Annotated in this window: 15 protein-coding genes; 1 reads left to right on the forward strand and 14 read right to left on the reverse strand. The window is 74.1% G+C overall.

Annotated features, from left to right (window positions below):
* Positions 1-85: 85 nt before the first annotated feature.
* From ACSMXO_RS25920 to ACSMXO_RS25980, 13 genes are all read right to left on the reverse strand, one after another.
* Positions 86-1,129, reverse strand: a complete 1,044-nt coding sequence (locus ACSMXO_RS25920; RefSeq protein WP_455414147.1) for a M20/M25/M40 family metallo-hydrolase — start codon at positions 1,127-1,129, stop codon at positions 86-88.
* On the reverse strand, positions 1,126-1,935 hold the full coding sequence (locus ACSMXO_RS25925) for a [LysW]-aminoadipate kinase (protein WP_455414148.1): 810 nt from the start codon (positions 1,933-1,935) through the stop codon (positions 1,126-1,128). Before ACSMXO_RS25925 ends, ACSMXO_RS25920 begins: the two co-directional genes overlap by 4 nt.
* Positions 1,936-1,944: 9 nt before the next feature.
* Positions 1,945-2,973: an N-acetyl-gamma-glutamyl-phosphate reductase gene (gene argC, locus ACSMXO_RS25930; RefSeq protein WP_455414149.1), complete on the reverse strand. Its 1,029-nt coding sequence runs from the start codon at positions 2,971-2,973 to the stop codon at positions 1,945-1,947.
* A complete protein-coding gene (locus ACSMXO_RS25935) occupies positions 2,970-3,833 on the reverse strand; it encodes a RimK family alpha-L-glutamate ligase (protein WP_455414150.1) in 864 nt (287 codons plus the stop codon). Before ACSMXO_RS25935 ends, argC begins: the two co-directional genes overlap by 4 nt.
* Positions 3,830-3,997 (reverse strand): lysine biosynthesis protein LysW, encoded by a 168-nt coding sequence (locus ACSMXO_RS25940; protein WP_203855675.1) that lies wholly within the window; start codon positions 3,995-3,997, stop codon positions 3,830-3,832. Before ACSMXO_RS25940 ends, ACSMXO_RS25935 begins: the two co-directional genes overlap by 4 nt.
* A gap of 78 nt (positions 3,998-4,075) precedes the next feature.
* On the reverse strand, positions 4,076-5,053 hold the full coding sequence (locus ACSMXO_RS25945) for a transketolase family protein (RefSeq protein WP_455414151.1): 978 nt from the start codon (positions 5,051-5,053) through the stop codon (positions 4,076-4,078).
* Positions 5,050-5,928 carry a transketolase gene (locus ACSMXO_RS25950; RefSeq protein ID WP_455414152.1) on the reverse strand — a complete coding sequence of 293 codons (879 nt, stop codon included), beginning with the start codon at positions 5,926-5,928 and terminating at the stop codon, positions 5,050-5,052. Before ACSMXO_RS25950 ends, ACSMXO_RS25945 begins: the two co-directional genes overlap by 4 nt.
* On the reverse strand, positions 5,925-7,241 hold the full coding sequence (locus ACSMXO_RS25955) for a DegT/DnrJ/EryC1/StrS family aminotransferase (protein WP_455414153.1): 1,317 nt from the start codon (positions 7,239-7,241) through the stop codon (positions 5,925-5,927). The genes ACSMXO_RS25950 and ACSMXO_RS25955 overlap by 4 nt, the downstream gene beginning before the upstream one ends.
* A gap of 23 nt (positions 7,242-7,264) precedes the next feature.
* On the reverse strand, positions 7,265-8,272 hold the full coding sequence (locus ACSMXO_RS25960) for a BtrH N-terminal domain-containing protein (RefSeq protein ID WP_455414154.1): 1,008 nt from the start codon (positions 8,270-8,272) through the stop codon (positions 7,265-7,267).
* Positions 8,269-8,841, reverse strand: coding sequence for a hypothetical protein (locus ACSMXO_RS25965; RefSeq protein ID WP_346256921.1), 573 nt, complete (start codon positions 8,839-8,841; stop codon positions 8,269-8,271). Before ACSMXO_RS25965 ends, ACSMXO_RS25960 begins: the two co-directional genes overlap by 4 nt.
* Before the next feature lie 45 nt (positions 8,842-8,886).
* Positions 8,887-10,440, reverse strand: a complete 1,554-nt coding sequence (locus ACSMXO_RS25970) for a GMC family oxidoreductase (RefSeq protein ID WP_455414155.1) — start codon at positions 10,438-10,440, stop codon at positions 8,887-8,889.
* Positions 10,437-11,750: an aminotransferase family protein gene (locus tag ACSMXO_RS25975; protein WP_455414156.1), complete on the reverse strand. Its 1,314-nt coding sequence runs from the start codon at positions 11,748-11,750 to the stop codon at positions 10,437-10,439. Before ACSMXO_RS25975 ends, ACSMXO_RS25970 begins: the two co-directional genes overlap by 4 nt.
* Positions 11,740-12,492 (reverse strand): sulfotransferase-like domain-containing protein, encoded by a 753-nt coding sequence (locus ACSMXO_RS25980; RefSeq protein WP_455414157.1) that lies wholly within the window; start codon positions 12,490-12,492, stop codon positions 11,740-11,742. The genes ACSMXO_RS25975 and ACSMXO_RS25980 overlap by 11 nt, the downstream gene beginning before the upstream one ends.
* Before the next feature lie 162 nt (positions 12,493-12,654).
* On the opposite strand from ACSMXO_RS25980, the gene ACSMXO_RS25985 reads away from it, so the two are divergent.
* A complete protein-coding gene (locus ACSMXO_RS25985) occupies positions 12,655-13,935 on the forward strand; it encodes a helix-turn-helix domain-containing protein (RefSeq protein ID WP_455414158.1) in 1,281 nt (426 codons plus the stop codon).
* A gap of 155 nt (positions 13,936-14,090) precedes the next feature.
* On the opposite strand, the gene ACSMXO_RS25990 is transcribed toward ACSMXO_RS25985, so the two are convergent.
* The gene (locus tag ACSMXO_RS25990) at positions 14,091-15,530 is read right to left on the reverse strand and encodes a condensation domain-containing protein (RefSeq protein WP_346256926.1); all 1,440 of its coding nucleotides are present in this window, start codon (positions 15,528-15,530) and stop codon (positions 14,091-14,093) included.
* Positions 15,531-15,907: the final 377 nt, after the last annotated feature.

A 15,907-nucleotide genomic window follows, 5' to 3' on the forward strand; every position in this document is an offset into this window, starting at 1 on the left:
ATCGGGGTCCGCCGCCCGTCGTGCCGGGACGGCTCAGAGCGCCGTTGTGCCGGGACGGCTCAGAGTGCCGTTGTGCCGGGACGGCTCAGAGCGAGAGCGAGGTGAGGGCGCGCTCGACGACGGCGACGCCGCGCAGGAAGTCGTCGATGCGGATGTGCTCGTCGTCGGAGTGGTCGAGCCGGCTGTCGCCCGGGCCGTACGTGGCCATCGGCACCGACCAGACCTCGCGCAAAGTGTTCATGTCCGAGGTGGCGGTCTTCACCTTGGCACCCGGCTCCCCGCCCTCGGCCCGGATCGCACCGCTGAGTGCGCGCACCACCGGGTCGCTGCGCCGCACCCGGCAGGCGCGTACCGTGTTGAGCACCGTCACGGTGACCGCTGGGACCCGGGCGCGCACGGCGGCGACGCAGGCGTGCACGTCGAAGCCCGGCGGGGTCCGGACGCTCATCTCGGCCTCGGCGTGCTCCGGGTCGCCGCGCAGCAGGGTCAGCGTCGCCGCCGGGTCGGCGAAGTTCCGGTGCGCCGACGCCGGATCGGCCGGGTCGGCGCCGATCTCGTCCAGCAACACCGCCCAGGCCCGGGCGGCCAGTTCCACCGCCCGCGGGTACGGGGCGCTCGGGTGTGCCCCCGGGCAGTCGGCGCGGACCCGCAGGTCGAGCTTGCCCTTGTACCCCAGCACCACATCGGACCACCCGCTCGGCTCGCCGACGATCACGGCGTCCGGGCGGGGCAGGGTGTCCCGGACCGCCATCGCGCCACGGGATCCCGGCGTTTCCTCCTCCACCGCACCGACCACGGTCAGCCGCCCCCGGAAGCCGGTGGCCCGGGCCGCCCCGCAGGTGAGCGCCGCCATCGGCCCCTTGGCGTCCACCGCGCCCCGGCCGTGCACCGCGTCGGCGGTGACCCGCAGGGGCGGCCCGCCGGGCACCGTGTCGATGTGCCCGAGCAGCAGCACGGACGGCCCGGGACCGCGGTCCAGGACGCCGACCGCGTTGCCGGCCGCGTCCAGGTGCGCGGCGAACCCCAGCCGGTGCATGTGGCCGACCAGGCAGGCGGCGACCTCGTGCTCGGCGTACGACGGCGAGGGGATCGCGACCAGGTCGGTCAGCAGGTCGACGGGCGAGGTCACCGGGCACCGACCAGGGTGCCGCCGCCGGCCAGCGCCGCACGTACCGGCTCGGGACCGGATCCGGCGGCGACCACCACCCGCGGCACTCCGCCAGCCAGCGCCTCGCGCGCGGCGACCAGCTTCAGGGCCATGCCGCCGGCCGCGTACGCCGGCAAGGTGTCGCCGACGGTCACCGCGGGGAGTACCGAGCCCGGGTCGTCCGGGTCGGTCTGCACGCCGGGCGCGCCGGTGAGCAGCACCAGCGCGCGGGCCCCGAGAGTCGCCGCGATCGCCGCCGCCACGCGGTCGGCATCCACGTTGACCGGTGCGCCCTCCTCGTCCGCGGCCGGCGGGGACACCACCGGCACCACACCGGCGCCCAGCATCGCGAGCAGGACGGCCGGATCGGCGCGGTCGAGGCGACCGGCGTGCTGGTCGTGGACCACCACCCGGCGCCCGCCGGACACCGCCCGGACCGCACGCTTGCGCCGGGCCCGCAGCAGACCGGCGTCCAGGCCGGTCAGCCCGGCCGCCGGCACCCCGTGCCGGGCCAGGCCGGCGACCAGCCGCGGCTTCACGATTCCGGCCAGGGCCAGGTGGACGACCTCCAGCGTCGCCGCGTCGGTGTAGCGGGTGGTCACGCCGTCCGGCGAGACCAGTTCCCGGCGCGGCACGCCCAGCCGGCCGGCGAGCCGGTCGATCTCCGCCGAACCGCCGTGCACGAGCACCACCGGGGTGCCCGCGGCGTGCAGCGCGGCGACGTCGGCGCAGACCGCAGCCGCGTCCACCGCGGCGTTGCCGCCACACTTGACCACCACGACGTCCATACCCGCCTCCTAGATCGGATGCAGTCCGGTGAAGCCGAGGCCGAGCTCCTCCGGCCAGCCCATCCGGATGTTCAGGCACTGCACGGCATTGCCGGCGCCGCCCTTGACCAGGTTGTCCAGGGCGCCGACGGCGGTGACCCGCCCGTCGCCGCCGTCCACCACCGGGCCGACGTCGCAGAAGTTCGAGCCGGCCAGGATCTTCGGGTCGGGCAGCCGGAACGTGCCGCGGCGCTGCGCCACGATCCGGACGAACGGCTCGGCCGCGTACGCCCGCCGGTAGGCGTCGCGCACCTCCCGTGGCCCGGCACCGTCGCGCAGCCGGGCCTGGCACAGCACCTGGACCCCGCGTACCGCCTCGACGCCGGTCGCGGTCATTCGGCACGGATGTCCGGTGGCCTGCGTGATCTCGGCCTGGTGCCGGTGCCGCAGCGGCGCGAACACGCGCATCGCGCCGCTGCGCTCGGCGTGCGCGTCGCCCGGTCCGCCGCGGGCGCCGGACCCGCTGGAGCCGGTCCGGGCGTCCACCGCGACCTCGCCGTCGATCAGCCCGTCAGCGGCCAGCGGATGCACGGCGAGGATCGCCGCCGTGGCCATGCAGCCGGGCACGCTGATCCGGTCGGCGCCGGTCAGCCGGTCGCGATGCAGCTCGGGGATCCCGGGCGTGAACGACTCCAGCAGCTCCGGCGCCGTGTGCTCGACGCCGTAGTGCTCCCGGTACAGCAGCGGGTCGCGCAGCCGGAAGTCGCCGGAGAGGTCGAGCAGCACCTTGCCCCGGTCCAGCAGCCGGGGCAGCAGAGCCATCGTCTCGGTGTGCGGCGCGGCCACGAAGAGTACGTCCGCACCGCTCAGCGCCGCCGGATCGGTGAACGTCAGCCGGGTGCGGCCGCGCAGATTGGGATGGGCCGTGTCGACCGGCCGCCCGGCCAGCCGGGCCGACGTCACGGTGCTGAGCTCGATCTCCGGGTGGCCGAGCAGCAGCCGGACCAGTTCGCCGCCGATGTACCCGGAGCCGCCGATCACCGCCGCGGTCGTGGTCACGACGCACCTCCGGCGATCCGGTCCACGATGGTCGCGGCGATGTCGAGCCCGTCGTGCGCCCGTTGCAGCCCGGCGAACTCGACCCGGTGGTTGACCTCGAGCACCAGCACCGCGCCGGCCCGGTCCTCGGCCAGGTCGACCCCGGCGATGTCGGCGCCGGTGGCCTCGGCGGCCCGAACGGCCAGCTTCTCGGTGTCCGGGTCGAGCACGCACGGCTCGGTGCGACCGCCACGGGAGACGTTGGTACGCCAGTCGTCGGCGTACCGGCGCATCGCCGCGACCACCTCGCCCCGGACCACCAGCGCGCGCAGGTCGTGACCGGGCTTGTCCACGTACTCCTGCAGATAGACGACCTGGGCCTGTGGCGATGGCTGGGCCGCGACGTGCTCCAGCACGGTGGCCGCCTCCTCGGCGTCGCGGACCCGGGTGACGAGCCGTCCCCAGGACCCGATGAGCGGCTTGAGGACCACCGGGAAGCCCAGCTCCGCGGCTGCCTCGCCGGCCGCGGCCGGCGAGGCGGCCAGCACGGTACGCGGCGCCGGCAGACCCGCCCGGGCCAGCGCCAGGCTGGTCAGCCACTTGTCGCCACAGGTCTGCACGGCGGCGGCCGAGTTGACCACGGTCATCCCGGCGGCCTCCAGCATGGTGGCCGCGTAGCGGGCCCGGACCTGGCCGATCTCCCGGTTGAGCACGAGCCCGTCCGGGCCGGCCGGGCCGGACGCCGCGCGGTGCAGCGCGTTGGTGTCCAGCACCTCCGCCGCGTGCCCGCCCCGCCGCAGGGCGGTCAGCAGGCACTTCTCGTCCGGCCCGACCCGGGAGGCCAGCACCAGCACCGGGTCGTGGCCAACGCGGGCGCTCACTCTCCCCAGTCCTCGGCGACCTCGGGCGCGAGGGCCACCAGCAGCGGTGCGGTGCTGACCACCTCGAGCTCGCCGCGACACTCGGCGCACTCGAGGATCTCGTGCAGCACCGGCTCGGCCGGCGCGGTCACGGTCTCGAAGCATTCGGGGCAGGTGGTCGTCACTTCGGTCCTCCTCAGCGGTCAGAACTTCGCGAACAGCGACGGGTCAGTGGTCAGAACTTGCGGGTGGCGGGTCAGTGGTCAGAACTTTGCGAACAGTGGCGAGTCGAGCCCGGGCCGCAGCGCCGAGCGGGCGGCGCGGGCGATCCCGGCCGCCGTGATCCCGAGCGCGTCGAGCAGTTCCTCCTGGCTGCCGACCGCCGAGACGTACATGTCACCGACGCCCATCCGGACCAGCCGCGGGCCCGCCCCGGAGGCCAGGAATCCGGCCACCGCCGAGCCGAGGCCGCCCTCGCGCCAGTGCTCCTCGACGGTCACGACCGCCGCGCATCCCCGGACGGCGCCCGCGATCGCCGCGTCGTCCAGCGGTTTCAGCGTGTGCACCTGGACCACGCGCGCGCTCACCCCATCGGCCACCGCCAGTACCTTGGCGGCGGCCAGCACCCGTAGCGTCGGCAGCGGACCGCAGGCCAGCAGGCACACCTCGGTCCCGTCGCGCCGCAGCTGCGGTACGCCGATCCGGGGTGGTGGCGCCGGCGGGAGATCCGGGGTCGGCTTGCGGCCGAGCCGTAGATAGACCGGACCCTCGCGATCGTGCGCCTGGTCGAGCAGGGCGACGGCGTCGGCCGCGTCGCCGGGGACCAGGACCGTCATAGCGGGCATCGCGCGCATGACGGCCAGGTCCTCCAGCGCGTGGTGGGTCGGTCCGAGGTGCCCGGCGGCCAGGCCGCCGTGGGTCGCGGCGATCCGGACCGGGAGGCGGTTGTACGCGATGTCGATCTTCACCGCCTCGGCGGCGCGGCTCGCGGCGAACGCGGCCATCGTGTTCACGTACGGCAGCCATCCGTCGTGGGCCAGTCCGGCCGCCACCCCGAACAGGTTCTGCTCGGCGATGCCCAGGTCCAGGTAACGGTCTGCGGCGGGACCGAAGTCGGCGCCGGTGAACAGGCCGGTGTCGGAGTCCAGGCAGATCACCCGGGGGTCGTCCCGCATCCGGGCGATCAGCCAGTCGCGGTACGCGTGCCGGGTGGCGACCGGCGCCGCGACCGGGGCGGTCACGACGCCTTCCGGAGGTTGAGGTCCCGATGGGCGCGGGCGGCGACCCGGGCCGGCAGGGCGGTGTAGTGAGCGTTGATCCGGTTCTCCGCGGCCGGTACCCCGTTGCCCTTCACCGTCCGGGCGATCACCACGCCGGGGCGGCCCGCGGTCCACGGCGCGGTTCCCAGTGCCGCGCGCAGCTCGTCGTGGTCGTGCCCGTCCACCTCCCGGACGTCCCAGCCGAAGCTGCGGAAGCGCTCGCCCAGCGGCTCCATCGGGCAGATCCGCTCGGTCGGTGACCCGAGTTGCAGGCCGTTGCGGTCGACCACCGCGACCAGGTGGTCCGCCCGGGTCGAGGCAGCCGCCATCACCGACTCCCAGCACGAGCCCTCCTGCAGCTCGCCGTCGCCGAGCAGGACGTAGGTGCGCCGCCGCGGCCCGAACCGCCGGCCCGCCTCGCGCAGCCGCGCGGACAGGGCCAGGCCCAGGCCGAGGGCGAGCCCGTGGCCCAGGGATCCGGTCGGCAGCTCCACACCCGGGACCGCCCGGGTCGGATGGCCGAGCAGGCGGCTGCCCCGCCGGCCGTACCCGGCCAGCTCCGCGGGGTCCAGGAAACCGCGCTCGGCCAGCGTGGCGTACAGGGCGATGGCCGCGTGCCCCTTGCTCAACAGGAAGATGTCCCGTCCGGGGTCGTGCGGCTGCTCCGGGTCGACCCGCAGGACGTCGAAGTACAGCACGCTCAGGATGTCCACGCAGGACAGCGAGCCGCCGAGATGGCCGCCCTCGTCACCGGCGCACATGTCGACGACGTGATGCCGGATCCGGGCGGCGGCCGCCTCGGCCTCGGTCGCGGTGGCGATGGTGCGGCCGGTGGCTGGTACGGCGAGGACGGTCATCGTGCCCTCGCCATGCTCGCCACGGTCGGCAGGTTCGCCCAGACCTTCTCGAACGCGTCCGCGTACCGCTCCAGCGCCGGTCCGGCATCCGGGTGCAGGTGCCGCTTCTGCAGGGTCAGCGAGTCGTCGATCACCGCACTGGTGACCGGGGTGGGCGGTGCGGGCGCCGGCGCGGCGTACGACCAGGGCACGCCACCGCCGAAGCCGACCCGGTCGGTGAAGACGGGCTGCTCGGGGAGCGGCCGGATCTGGTATCGCGACATGGGGACTCCCTCGGCGTGCAGCAGGCGGTGAACGGTCCGGCGCAGGGCACCGGGGGTGACGTCGGGCAGGCCGGCGGCGTCCGGGTCGAGCCGGAACCGCAGGATGTGCCAGGCGTGGGTGCTGCCGGGCACGACGCTCGGCGGTGTCAGCCCGGGCAGCGACCGCAACCGGTCGAGGAAGGCGGCCACGTGGCGCTGCCGGGCCGCCTCGTACGCCGGGAACCGGTCGAGCTGGGACAGCGTGAACGCGGCCTGGACGGAGCTCATCTTGTGGTTCCAGCCGAGCCGGTGGGACAGGTAGTCACGGTCGCGGCCGGGCTCGATCACCTCACCGAACTGCCGGACGGTGCGGGCCCGCGCGCCCACCCCGGCGTCGGTGAAGGTGACCAGGCCACCCTCGCCGCAGGTGGGCAGGTTCTTTGTCGCCTGCAGGCTGAACGAGCCGGCGTCGCCCAACTGCCCGACCGGCCGGCCGCGCCAGGTGGCGGCGTGGGCCTGCGCGGCGTCCTCCACCACGGCGAGGCCGTGCCGGGCGGCCAGCGCGCCCAGCCGGTCCATGTCGGCCGGCTGGCCGTGCAGGTGTACCGGCAGGATCGCGGCGGTCCGCGGGGTGATCGCCGCCGCGACGGAGTCCGGGTCCAGCGTGAAGCTGACCGGGTCGATGTCGGCGAAGACCGGCACCGCGAGCTGGTGCAGCGGCGCGAGGGCGGACGCGACGAAGCTGAGCGCCGGCACCACCACCTCGTCGCCCGGCCCGATGCCGAGCGCGGCCAGGGCGAGGGACAGCGCGGTGGTGCCGTTCGACACGGCGACACAGGCGGGCGTGCCGCAGAGTTCGGCCCAGCGGTCCTCCAGCCGGCTGACCGCGGTCTCGCCGTCCGCGTTGGACACCAGATGGTCGTCGAGCACGGCGGTGACGGCGGCCCGGTCGGCGTCGGTGATCACCGGCCAGGGCAGGTTGCGCAGCGCCCGGGGCACGGCCGGGGCGCCCCCGAAGGCGGCGAGCACGTCCGCGGCACGCCGGCGGGCCGGAACGGACAGGGCGGTCACGGTGGTCTCCTTCACGGTCGTGGTCATCGGAGGTCGGCGGCGGCCCGGCCGAGGGCGGCGTGCGCCTCCTGGTACGCCCGCCGCAGGCGGCCGAGGTGGTCCCGCAGCGGGCCGGCGCAGCCGGCCGGGTCGTCGCGGCCGTGCGCGGCCGTCACGCGGACCGCGGTCCAGCGGTGCGCCACCTGCTCGACCCGGCGGCCGGCCTCGGCCAGGGCGGGCCGGTCCCAGCGGGCGCCGAGGGTACGCAGCAGCTCGCCGTGCAGGGACGCCTGGGCCTGCATGCCCCAGCCGAACGTGTACGCCTCGGCGAGCAGCTCCGGCGTGGCCGCCGTGCCCAGCTGCGCGCAGTACCGGCGGAGCCCGTCGGCGCCGGTCCAGGCGTCGTCGGACGGCGCGGCGAACCCGGCGGCGTTGGCGTCCAGGGCGAGTCCCAGGCGACCCGGGTCGAGGGCCGGGATCGCGGCCGGCAGGCGGACGTCGAGCCAGCGGCCGCCGCTGGTGACCGGGCCGCTGAAGAAGACGTCCTGCTCGTCGTCCACCCCGGCGGCGCCACAGCTGCGCAGCAGCACCTCGGCGGGTAACGGGCCGGCGAAGTCCGGGGGCATGGCGTCGGACACCGCCACGGTGCCGGCCGTCTCGTCCACGTCGTACACCACCAGGAGGTGGGCGGCGTGCACGTCGTGGTACGCGGGCCGGAACGGCAGGTGGTAGTTGTCGACCGCGACCACCGGCAGCCGCCCCCCGGCGAGCGCGTCACGCCACGCACCGAGCGGGTCGGCCGGGTCGATCGCCCGCCAGCGCGAGGTGACGTCGTGCAGCGGCAGCAGGCTCCCGGCCAGGTCGCCGGGGCGGCGGCAGGGCCAGTAGTACTCCTCCGGCCGCACGTCGCCGGGGTGGTACCGGAACTCCCAGCTCAGCCCCAGCACCTCCAGTGGGTCGTGGCCCGCTTCCAGCAGCAGGGTGGCCAGGGTGGACTGCAGGCAGCTGACCGGGTCGCGGTACCACTGGGTGACGCCCCGAACGCAGGTCATACCGCCTTCACCTCCTCCCGGGACGGGCACAGGGTGACCGCGAAGACGTGCAGCGCGACGTTGTGCGGCAGGCGCAGCCGGCGCAGCTCGGCCCGGCGGGTCACCGGCACGCGCTGGCACCAGATGTGCGCGGTGACCCCGGGCTGGACGTGCTGCGGGTAGTGCATGACCGAGGTGGCGACGGCCTCCTCCTCGCCGAACACGGCCGAGGCGGCCCAGAAGTCGGAGACGCGCACCGCCTCGAAGTCCACGCTGCCGTCGGCGAAGTGCAGGGCCACCTCGTCCTCGACCCGCCGCTCCCCTGCGGCGAGCAGGCAGCACCAGTCGTACCGGCCGGGCGGGACCGTCACGAGCTGCCCCTCGCAGCGCACGTTGTCGGGCCGGCCGGGCCCGGCGGCGGGGAACGCGAAGCGGACGCCGCCGGCGGTGACCGGGCGGCCCAGTGGCAACTCCTCGCCGGGCAGCGAGTTGCGCCAGACGTTGAACCGGCCGCGGCCGGTGTCGCTGGCCGGGGTGATGCCCGCGTTGTTGAGGTGTGCCGCCAGCTCGATCGGGACCTGCTCCCGCATCGGAGGTGCTCCTTTCCGCGTCGTGGCGTCGTGGCGTCGTGACAGTCAGGCGGCCAGGCCCAGTGACGGTTCCCGGACGGTGGTGGCCGCGCCGGCCAGCCGGGCCGCGATCACCTCGGCCACCGCGACGACCGGCAGGTTGGTGTTGCCGCGTGGCGACACCGGGATGACCGAGGCGTCCGCGACGTGCACGTTGTCCAGGCCGCGGACCAGCCCGTCCGGACCGGTCACCGACATCGGGTCGGCGTCGGGGAGCATCGCGGCGGTCCCGGTGGGGTGCCAGTAGCCGCGGACCGTGGCCTCGACGTGCTCGACCAGCTCGTCCCGGTCGGTCGCGTCCGCGCCGGGCAGCAGCTCGGCGGCCAGCAGCTTGGCCAACTCCGGGGTCGCGGCCAGCTCCCGGGCCCGCTCCAGCCCGTCCAGGATCACCGCGAGGTCGTGGCCCTCCGGGTCGGTCAGGAACCGCGGGTCGATCTCGGGCGGCGTCTGCGGGTCGCGGCTGCGCAGCCGGACCCGGCCGCGGGAGCGCGGGGTCATACAGAACGCCTGCACCTGGACGTGGTACGCGGCGCGGCCGGGACGTGCCGGGTCGTACTGCGGGATCGGCAGGATGAACTCGTCCCAGCCGCCCGGGTCGCAGTGCGGGCTGCGTGCCTTCCACAGCACCTGGCTGGGGAAGAAGTCCTGGTCGGCGGCGAAGGCGCCGGTGGCCGCGATCAGGTCGTCGGAGGCGGCGAAGGTGAGCCCGGAACCGACATGGTCGGCCAGGTTGGCGCCGACGCCGGGCAGGATCTGGACCGGCGGGATCCCGTGCCGGGCCAGTTCGTCGGCCGGTCCGACGCCGCTGCGCAGCAGGGCCGCCGGGGTGCCGTACGCGCCCGCGGTCAGCACGACCCGGTCGGCCGCCACCGTGACCGGCACACCGTGGCGGTGGCCGAGCACGCCGGTCGCCCGGGCGCCGGTGAAGAGCAGCCGGTCGACCGGTAGATCGGCCTCGATGGTGAGACCGGGCAGCCCGCGCAGGCCGTCCAGGTACGCGAAGGCGGAATTCCAACGCACCGACTCGTGGATGTTGACCGGCGGCAGCCCGACTCCGTCGATCGCCGTGGCGTCGTTGACGTCGCCCAGCATCGCCACGCCGAGCCGGTCCGCGCCGGCCAGTGCGGCGCGGGCCACCGGGGTGAGGACGTCCGCCCGCACCCGCTGCGGGGCCAGCACCGCCTCGGCGCGGGCGACGGCCGCCCCGACCTCGGCCGGGGTCCAGTCCCCACCGCTGCCGGCCAGCCATTCGGCGACGTCGAGCGGGGTGGGCCGGACGCACCAGCAGCCGTTGTGCGCCGAACATCCGCCCAGCACCCGGGCCCGGGACGTGGTGATCTCCCCGTGCACGTCCCAGTCGTGCGAGGTGGGCAGGATTCGCGGGTCGAGCAGGTCGGCGGGCCACCGACCGGCGCCGAGCGGGCCGTAGTCCGGCCCCGCCTCGATCAGGCACACCGAGGCGCCCGCCGTCACCATCCGGGCCGCGACGGCCGCGCCGGCGCTGCCGCCGCCCACCACCGCCACGTCGAAGTGCCGGGCCGCCTTCCCCGCGCCGCTCACCAGCCCGCCTCCGCCCCGCTCAGGGCGCGGCTGAACCGCGCGCAGATCTCGTCGCACTCGGCCGCGGTCACGATCAGCGGCGGCATCAGGTCGACGACGTTGTTGCCGGTGTGGATCAGCAGCCCGTGCTCCTCGCAGGCGAAGCGGAGCGACTCGCACCGGGCGGCCGGCCACGGCACCCCGCCGGTGGCCAGTTCGATGCCGAGCATCAGGCCGCGCCCACGGATGTCCACGATCGACGGGTGCCGGTCGCGCAGCGTCTCCAGCCGGTCCCGCAGGTACGCGCCGACGACCGCGACGTGGTCCAGCAGGCCGGCGTCGAAGACGTCGAGCACCGCCATCCCGGCCGCGGCGCCGAGCGGGTACCCGTCGCTGGTCGAGCCGTGCGGGAAGCCCTCCCGGGTGGGGCTGCCGAGCAGCCGGGCGGCCAGTGCGGAGCCGACCAGCATGGCCGACATCGGCAGGTAGCCGCCGGTGATGCCCTTGCCGAGCAGCAGCAGGTCGGCGTGCACCCCGTCGGCCACCGAGCGGGACAGCGCCCCGGTGCGGCCGAAGCCGGTGGTGATCTCGTCCACGACGAGCAGCGCGCCCCGGCGCCGGCAGAGCGCGGCCAGGTCGGCCAGGTAGCCGTCCGGTAGCGGCCGCACGTTGGTGCCGAGAACCGGTTCGACGATCACCGCGGCGACCCGGTCCGGGCCGAGCCGGTCGAACTCCGCGGCGACGGCGGCGACCCCGGCGCCGGTGTCGTCCGGGGCCGGCGGGTCGACGTGACTGACCCCGGCCATCAGCGGCCCGCAGGCGCCGTGCACGTGCGGCTCGCCGGTGACCGCGCCGGCCGCCACGCCGGCACCGTGCCAGCTGCTGTTCAGCGCGATGATCCGGTCCCGGCCGGGTGTCCCCTCGATCCGGCTCAGGTACCGGCTGAGCAGCACCGCGCCCTCGACCGCCTGGGCGCCGGACTGGTACAGCTTCACCGTGGCGTAGTCACCGCCGACCCGGTCCAGCAGCCGCTCCGCGTAGTCCATGGTGATCTGCGGCGGCTGTTCGAAGCGGATGGCGACGCCGGCCGGGAGGGTCCGCAGTTGCGCGGTGACGGCGTCGATCACCGTGGGGTGACGGTAGCCGAGAGCCACGTTCCACATCCCGGCCCGGGCGTCCAGGAACGTGCGGCCGGCCCGGTCGGTCACCCAGACGCCGGCGCCGCTGACCTGCTGGGCGTCCTCGTCGAGCAGTTCGGCAGACACGGCGAGCGGAGTGATCCCGTGCCACAGGCCGATACGGCCGGGCGGGGCTTCGATCTCAACGGACACTGCTGTTCCTCTCGATGGCGATCCGCCGGTCCCGCAGCCGCTGGTAGAACGGCCGGTGATGGGCGTCGAAGGCGGCGAGCACGGAATGGTTGGCCACGGTGTCCGGATATTCGGCCGGTACCGGGCGGAAGCCGTCGGTGGCGCCGGTGCGCACGTGCCACCGGCTGGTGCGCTGCCACTGCGGCAGCAGACCCGGTGACCAGGACAGCGCCTCCGGCCGGAAGTCCCAGCCGACGGCGGCGCAGACCGCCGCGACGGTGGCCGGCGGATCGGTGACGAGGTCGTCGGAGTCGACCACCACGGCCGCGCCGCCCGCGGCCGTGACCGCGTCGTGGATCTCGGCCAGTCGCTCGAACCCGACCTCCGGGCTGGTCAGCCGCGGGTTGAGGGCGAAGTGCGAGGCGATGGCGGCCGCCGGGTCACGGATCAGGAAGACGTGACTGACCCGGCGCAGGAAACCGCGGTCGGCCAGCAGGCCCGGGTAGCGGAAGTCGGTGGTGTCCTTGAAGAAGACGGGCCCGTCCGCCGCCAGCCGTTCGATCCGCGCGATCAACTCGGCCTCACTGTGCACGGTCTGCCCGGCCACGACGTACGCCCCGAAATCGGTGAGCTGCGAGAACGGCTCGTGCAACACCACGTGGTCGCCGCGCTCGGCGATCATGCGCAGGAAGGCGGTCGATCGTGACCGCGGCGCGCTCCACAGCGCCACCACGGATGGACAGTTCCCGGTGCTCCCGGACATCCCCACCACCTCCTCAACTCCAGTAAAGCTATGATGACTCTAGTAATCTCTTGCCGTCAACACCTAGATCTCGTCGGGGACGGGTGATTCGGGTACCTCAACAGAGCGAGGTAGCGATACAGTGGTAAACATCGGACTTAGTGACTGGAGTCGACAACACCGATGAAAGAGCTCGTGGTGGGTCAACCGGAGTTTGGTAACCGTCTGCGCAACCGCCGCATCGAGATGGGCCTGTCCCAGAAGGCCCTGGCCGGCGACAACATGACGCCGAGCTACATCTCGCTGCTGGAGAACGGCAGCCGGGTGCCCAGCCTCGAGGTCGTGATCCGGCTGGCCCGGCTGCTCGACAGCACCCCACAGGAACTGCTCGGTTACGAAGTGGAGGGCCTCAGCGGCGGCCGTGGCCGGGAGCCGTCCGAACTCGTCGCCCAGGTCGAGATGCGCCGTCTCGCCGAGATGGGCGACCTCGCCGGTGCCCGCAAGCTGATCGAGGAGAAACTCGCCGGCGCGCGCCTCACCGGCAACGACGAGGCAGGTCTGGCGTACGGCATCGAACTGCTCAAGGTCCTGACCGATGCCGGCGACCAGGAGCAACGACTCGCCCTGGTCGACGAGCTGCGACGGATCCCCAGCGTGGACCGCTCCCCTGCCATCCAGGTCGTGCTGGCCGCGCACAACGCGTCGATCCTGCGCGAGATGGGCCGGTTGGCCAGCGCGCAGAAGGCCGCCCAGGAGGCCGTGGAGCTGGTCAGCGAGGGTGAGTTGAGCGGCAGCAGCGAGCACGTCCAACTGCTCGGCATCCTCGCCTCGATCGAGGTCGAGACCAACGCCTTCGACGCCGCCGAACGCACGATCGAGGAGATGATCCGGCTGGCGAACGACGGCGGGTACGCTGGCGTCCTCGGCCGGACGCACTGGATCGCCAGCATGGCCTACTCCCGGATGGGCCGTCCGGCTCCGGCGTACGAGCACCTCCTGGCGGCGCACCGGACCCTGGTCTTCGGCACCATGACCCTGCACGACTGGCTCCGGTTCTCCCGGTTCACCGCGTCGGTCCTGCTGGAGGGCGGGCACGACCTCGAAAAGGCCCGCGACTGGATCGACTCGGCCGAGCTGAACGCGCGCCTGGCCGGGCTCGAGTCGGACCGGTTGGCGGCGCAACGCGAGCGGGCGCACTACGAGCTCACCGCCGGCAACCCGGCCGAGGCGGCCAGGCTCTACACCGAGCTACTCGAACGGCCGCAGCAGGTCAACGGCAGCGAGACGGTGATGGCGCTCGCCGGGCTGAGCGACGCGCTGCAGCGGATCGGCCGCATCGACGAAGCCATCGAGTGGCAGCGCAAAGCGGCGGAGCGCTACGAGGCGGACGGCAACTACCGGCGGGCTGCCGAGTCCTGGCGCAAGATCGACGCCTTGCGCCAGCAGGCCGCTGCCCGGAACTGAGCGGCAGACGTACGGCCGGGCGAACCCCGAGCTCCTCCGACGCCGGGTCATCCGCGCCGAATGGCACTCCGGCGCATGGCACCACGCCGGCGCCGCCGACCCACCTGCCCTGCTCAGTTAGGTCCGGGTCGGCGTCCCGGCCGGCCCGGCGTCGGTCAGGAGATCTTCAGGTCTGAGATGCGCTGGTTCGGGTCACGCAGCAGTTCCGCCAGCACGACCCGGTACCCCCGGACCGCGCCGACGACCGCGTCCCGGTCGTAACACGTCGGGTTGTAGTTCAGCTCCGCGCTCCGCCGGTCGTCGCTGACCGTCATACCCGGCTCGCCCCGCTTGGCCCACAGCGCCCGCCGGTCGGGTCCGACCTCCGCCCCGGCCGGCAATCTCCCCCGCGACCGCTGTTCCCGGACCTCGTCCCCGGCCTCGGCCCGGCCGCCCGGGGCACCACCTGCCGGCGGTGCCGACTGGAACCACGAGTGGTACAGCAGCAGGAACGGCCAGGGCCGGGCCTCCGCGAAGCCCGGGTTCACCGCCTGGGCGATCTCCTTGAACGACGCCACCTGCCGCATCGCCGCGAAGGTGCTGGTCCGGACCTCGGCGACGGCGTCCGCCAGGGTGGTCCGCAACGGGATCGTGGTCGCCACGTAGATGTTGTGGGTGAACTGGCCGACCAGCTCGGTCGTCCCCGGCTCGTCCCGGCCGGAGGTGGCCGTCCCGAGCACCAGCCGGGGCCAGCCGGTCATCGCGCCCAGCAGCACCCGGTAGGCCGCGAGGGAGAGCACGAACGGCGTCATCCGGTGCTGCCGGGCGTACCCGTGCAGCCGGCGGGCCAGGTCGGCGGGGAGTCCGATCGTCACTTTTGCCGTGGCGGTCACGTCCAGCCCGGCGTACCGGCCGGTGTCGGCGCCCGGACCGTCCGCGCCGCCCGACCATCCCCCCGCACCCTCGCCGACTCCGGGAAACGGTAACGCCTCCGGCAACGGTGTGAGCTGCCGCTGCCAGAACTCCGTCCGGCGCCGCCGCTCCGCGGCGCTCCACCTCGGCACGGCCGTCGCGTCGGCGTACCGGAGGGGCAGTTCGGGCAGCGGGCCGCCCTGACCGGTCCGGGCCGCCAACGCGGCGGCCAGGTCGCGCAGGAAGACTCCGGTCGACCAGCCGTCCGCGATCATGTGGAACATGCTCACCGCGACCGTGTAGTCGGTCCGGGACGAACGGACCAGCGTCACGCTCCACAACGGACCCTGGCGGAGATCGAAGGCGCGACCGCTCTCGTAGCCGAGTACGCTGCCCCGCCGCGCCGCGACCCGACCGGTGGGCTCGCCGGAGAGGTCGACGAAGGTCACGATCGGTTCGACCTCGTCCTCGATCCGGATCAGCGGGTCGTCGGCGATCGTCTCGAAGACGATCCGCAGTGCGTCGTGCCGTCGCGCCACGTCCCGCACCGCGGCCCGGAACACCGCCAGGTCCACCGGCCCGGCCAGCGGCATGGTGCCGAAGACGTTGTAGCCGAGGCACCCCGGGTCGTCCGGCGCGAAGCAGCGGACGAACTCCCAGAGCGTTTCCTGACTGCGAGCCAGCGCGGTGACCGTCGGCGGCATGGGCTCAGAGCCTGCTATCCGGCATTCAGGTCTGTCAAGGACGGACGCCTCCGGCAGCCGGGCACCGGAGATCGTCAGTCCCGGACCCCGGCCAGGCCCCGATCGGGAGGTCGGCCAGTAGATCGGCCGGACATCCCTCCGGAAGTGATCCGGAAAACTTCCCGCACGCTCGATCCACGATCGGTCGGGCCGGCCGACGGTACGACGGCCCGATCACCATGCTGAGCTGCTGATCAATGCCCACGTGCGAGGCGTGAACCGGCCGAAAAATATCCGGGACCTCGACGGACGTGGATGATCGCACTAGGGTGACGGCCAGCGGGTGCCTCGACGGGGAAGGGGCCGGACGGTGGGTGACGCCGCCGGTTCCGGGAGGG

The sequence above is a fragment of the Plantactinospora sp. DSM 117369 genome, assembly GCF_053764795.1.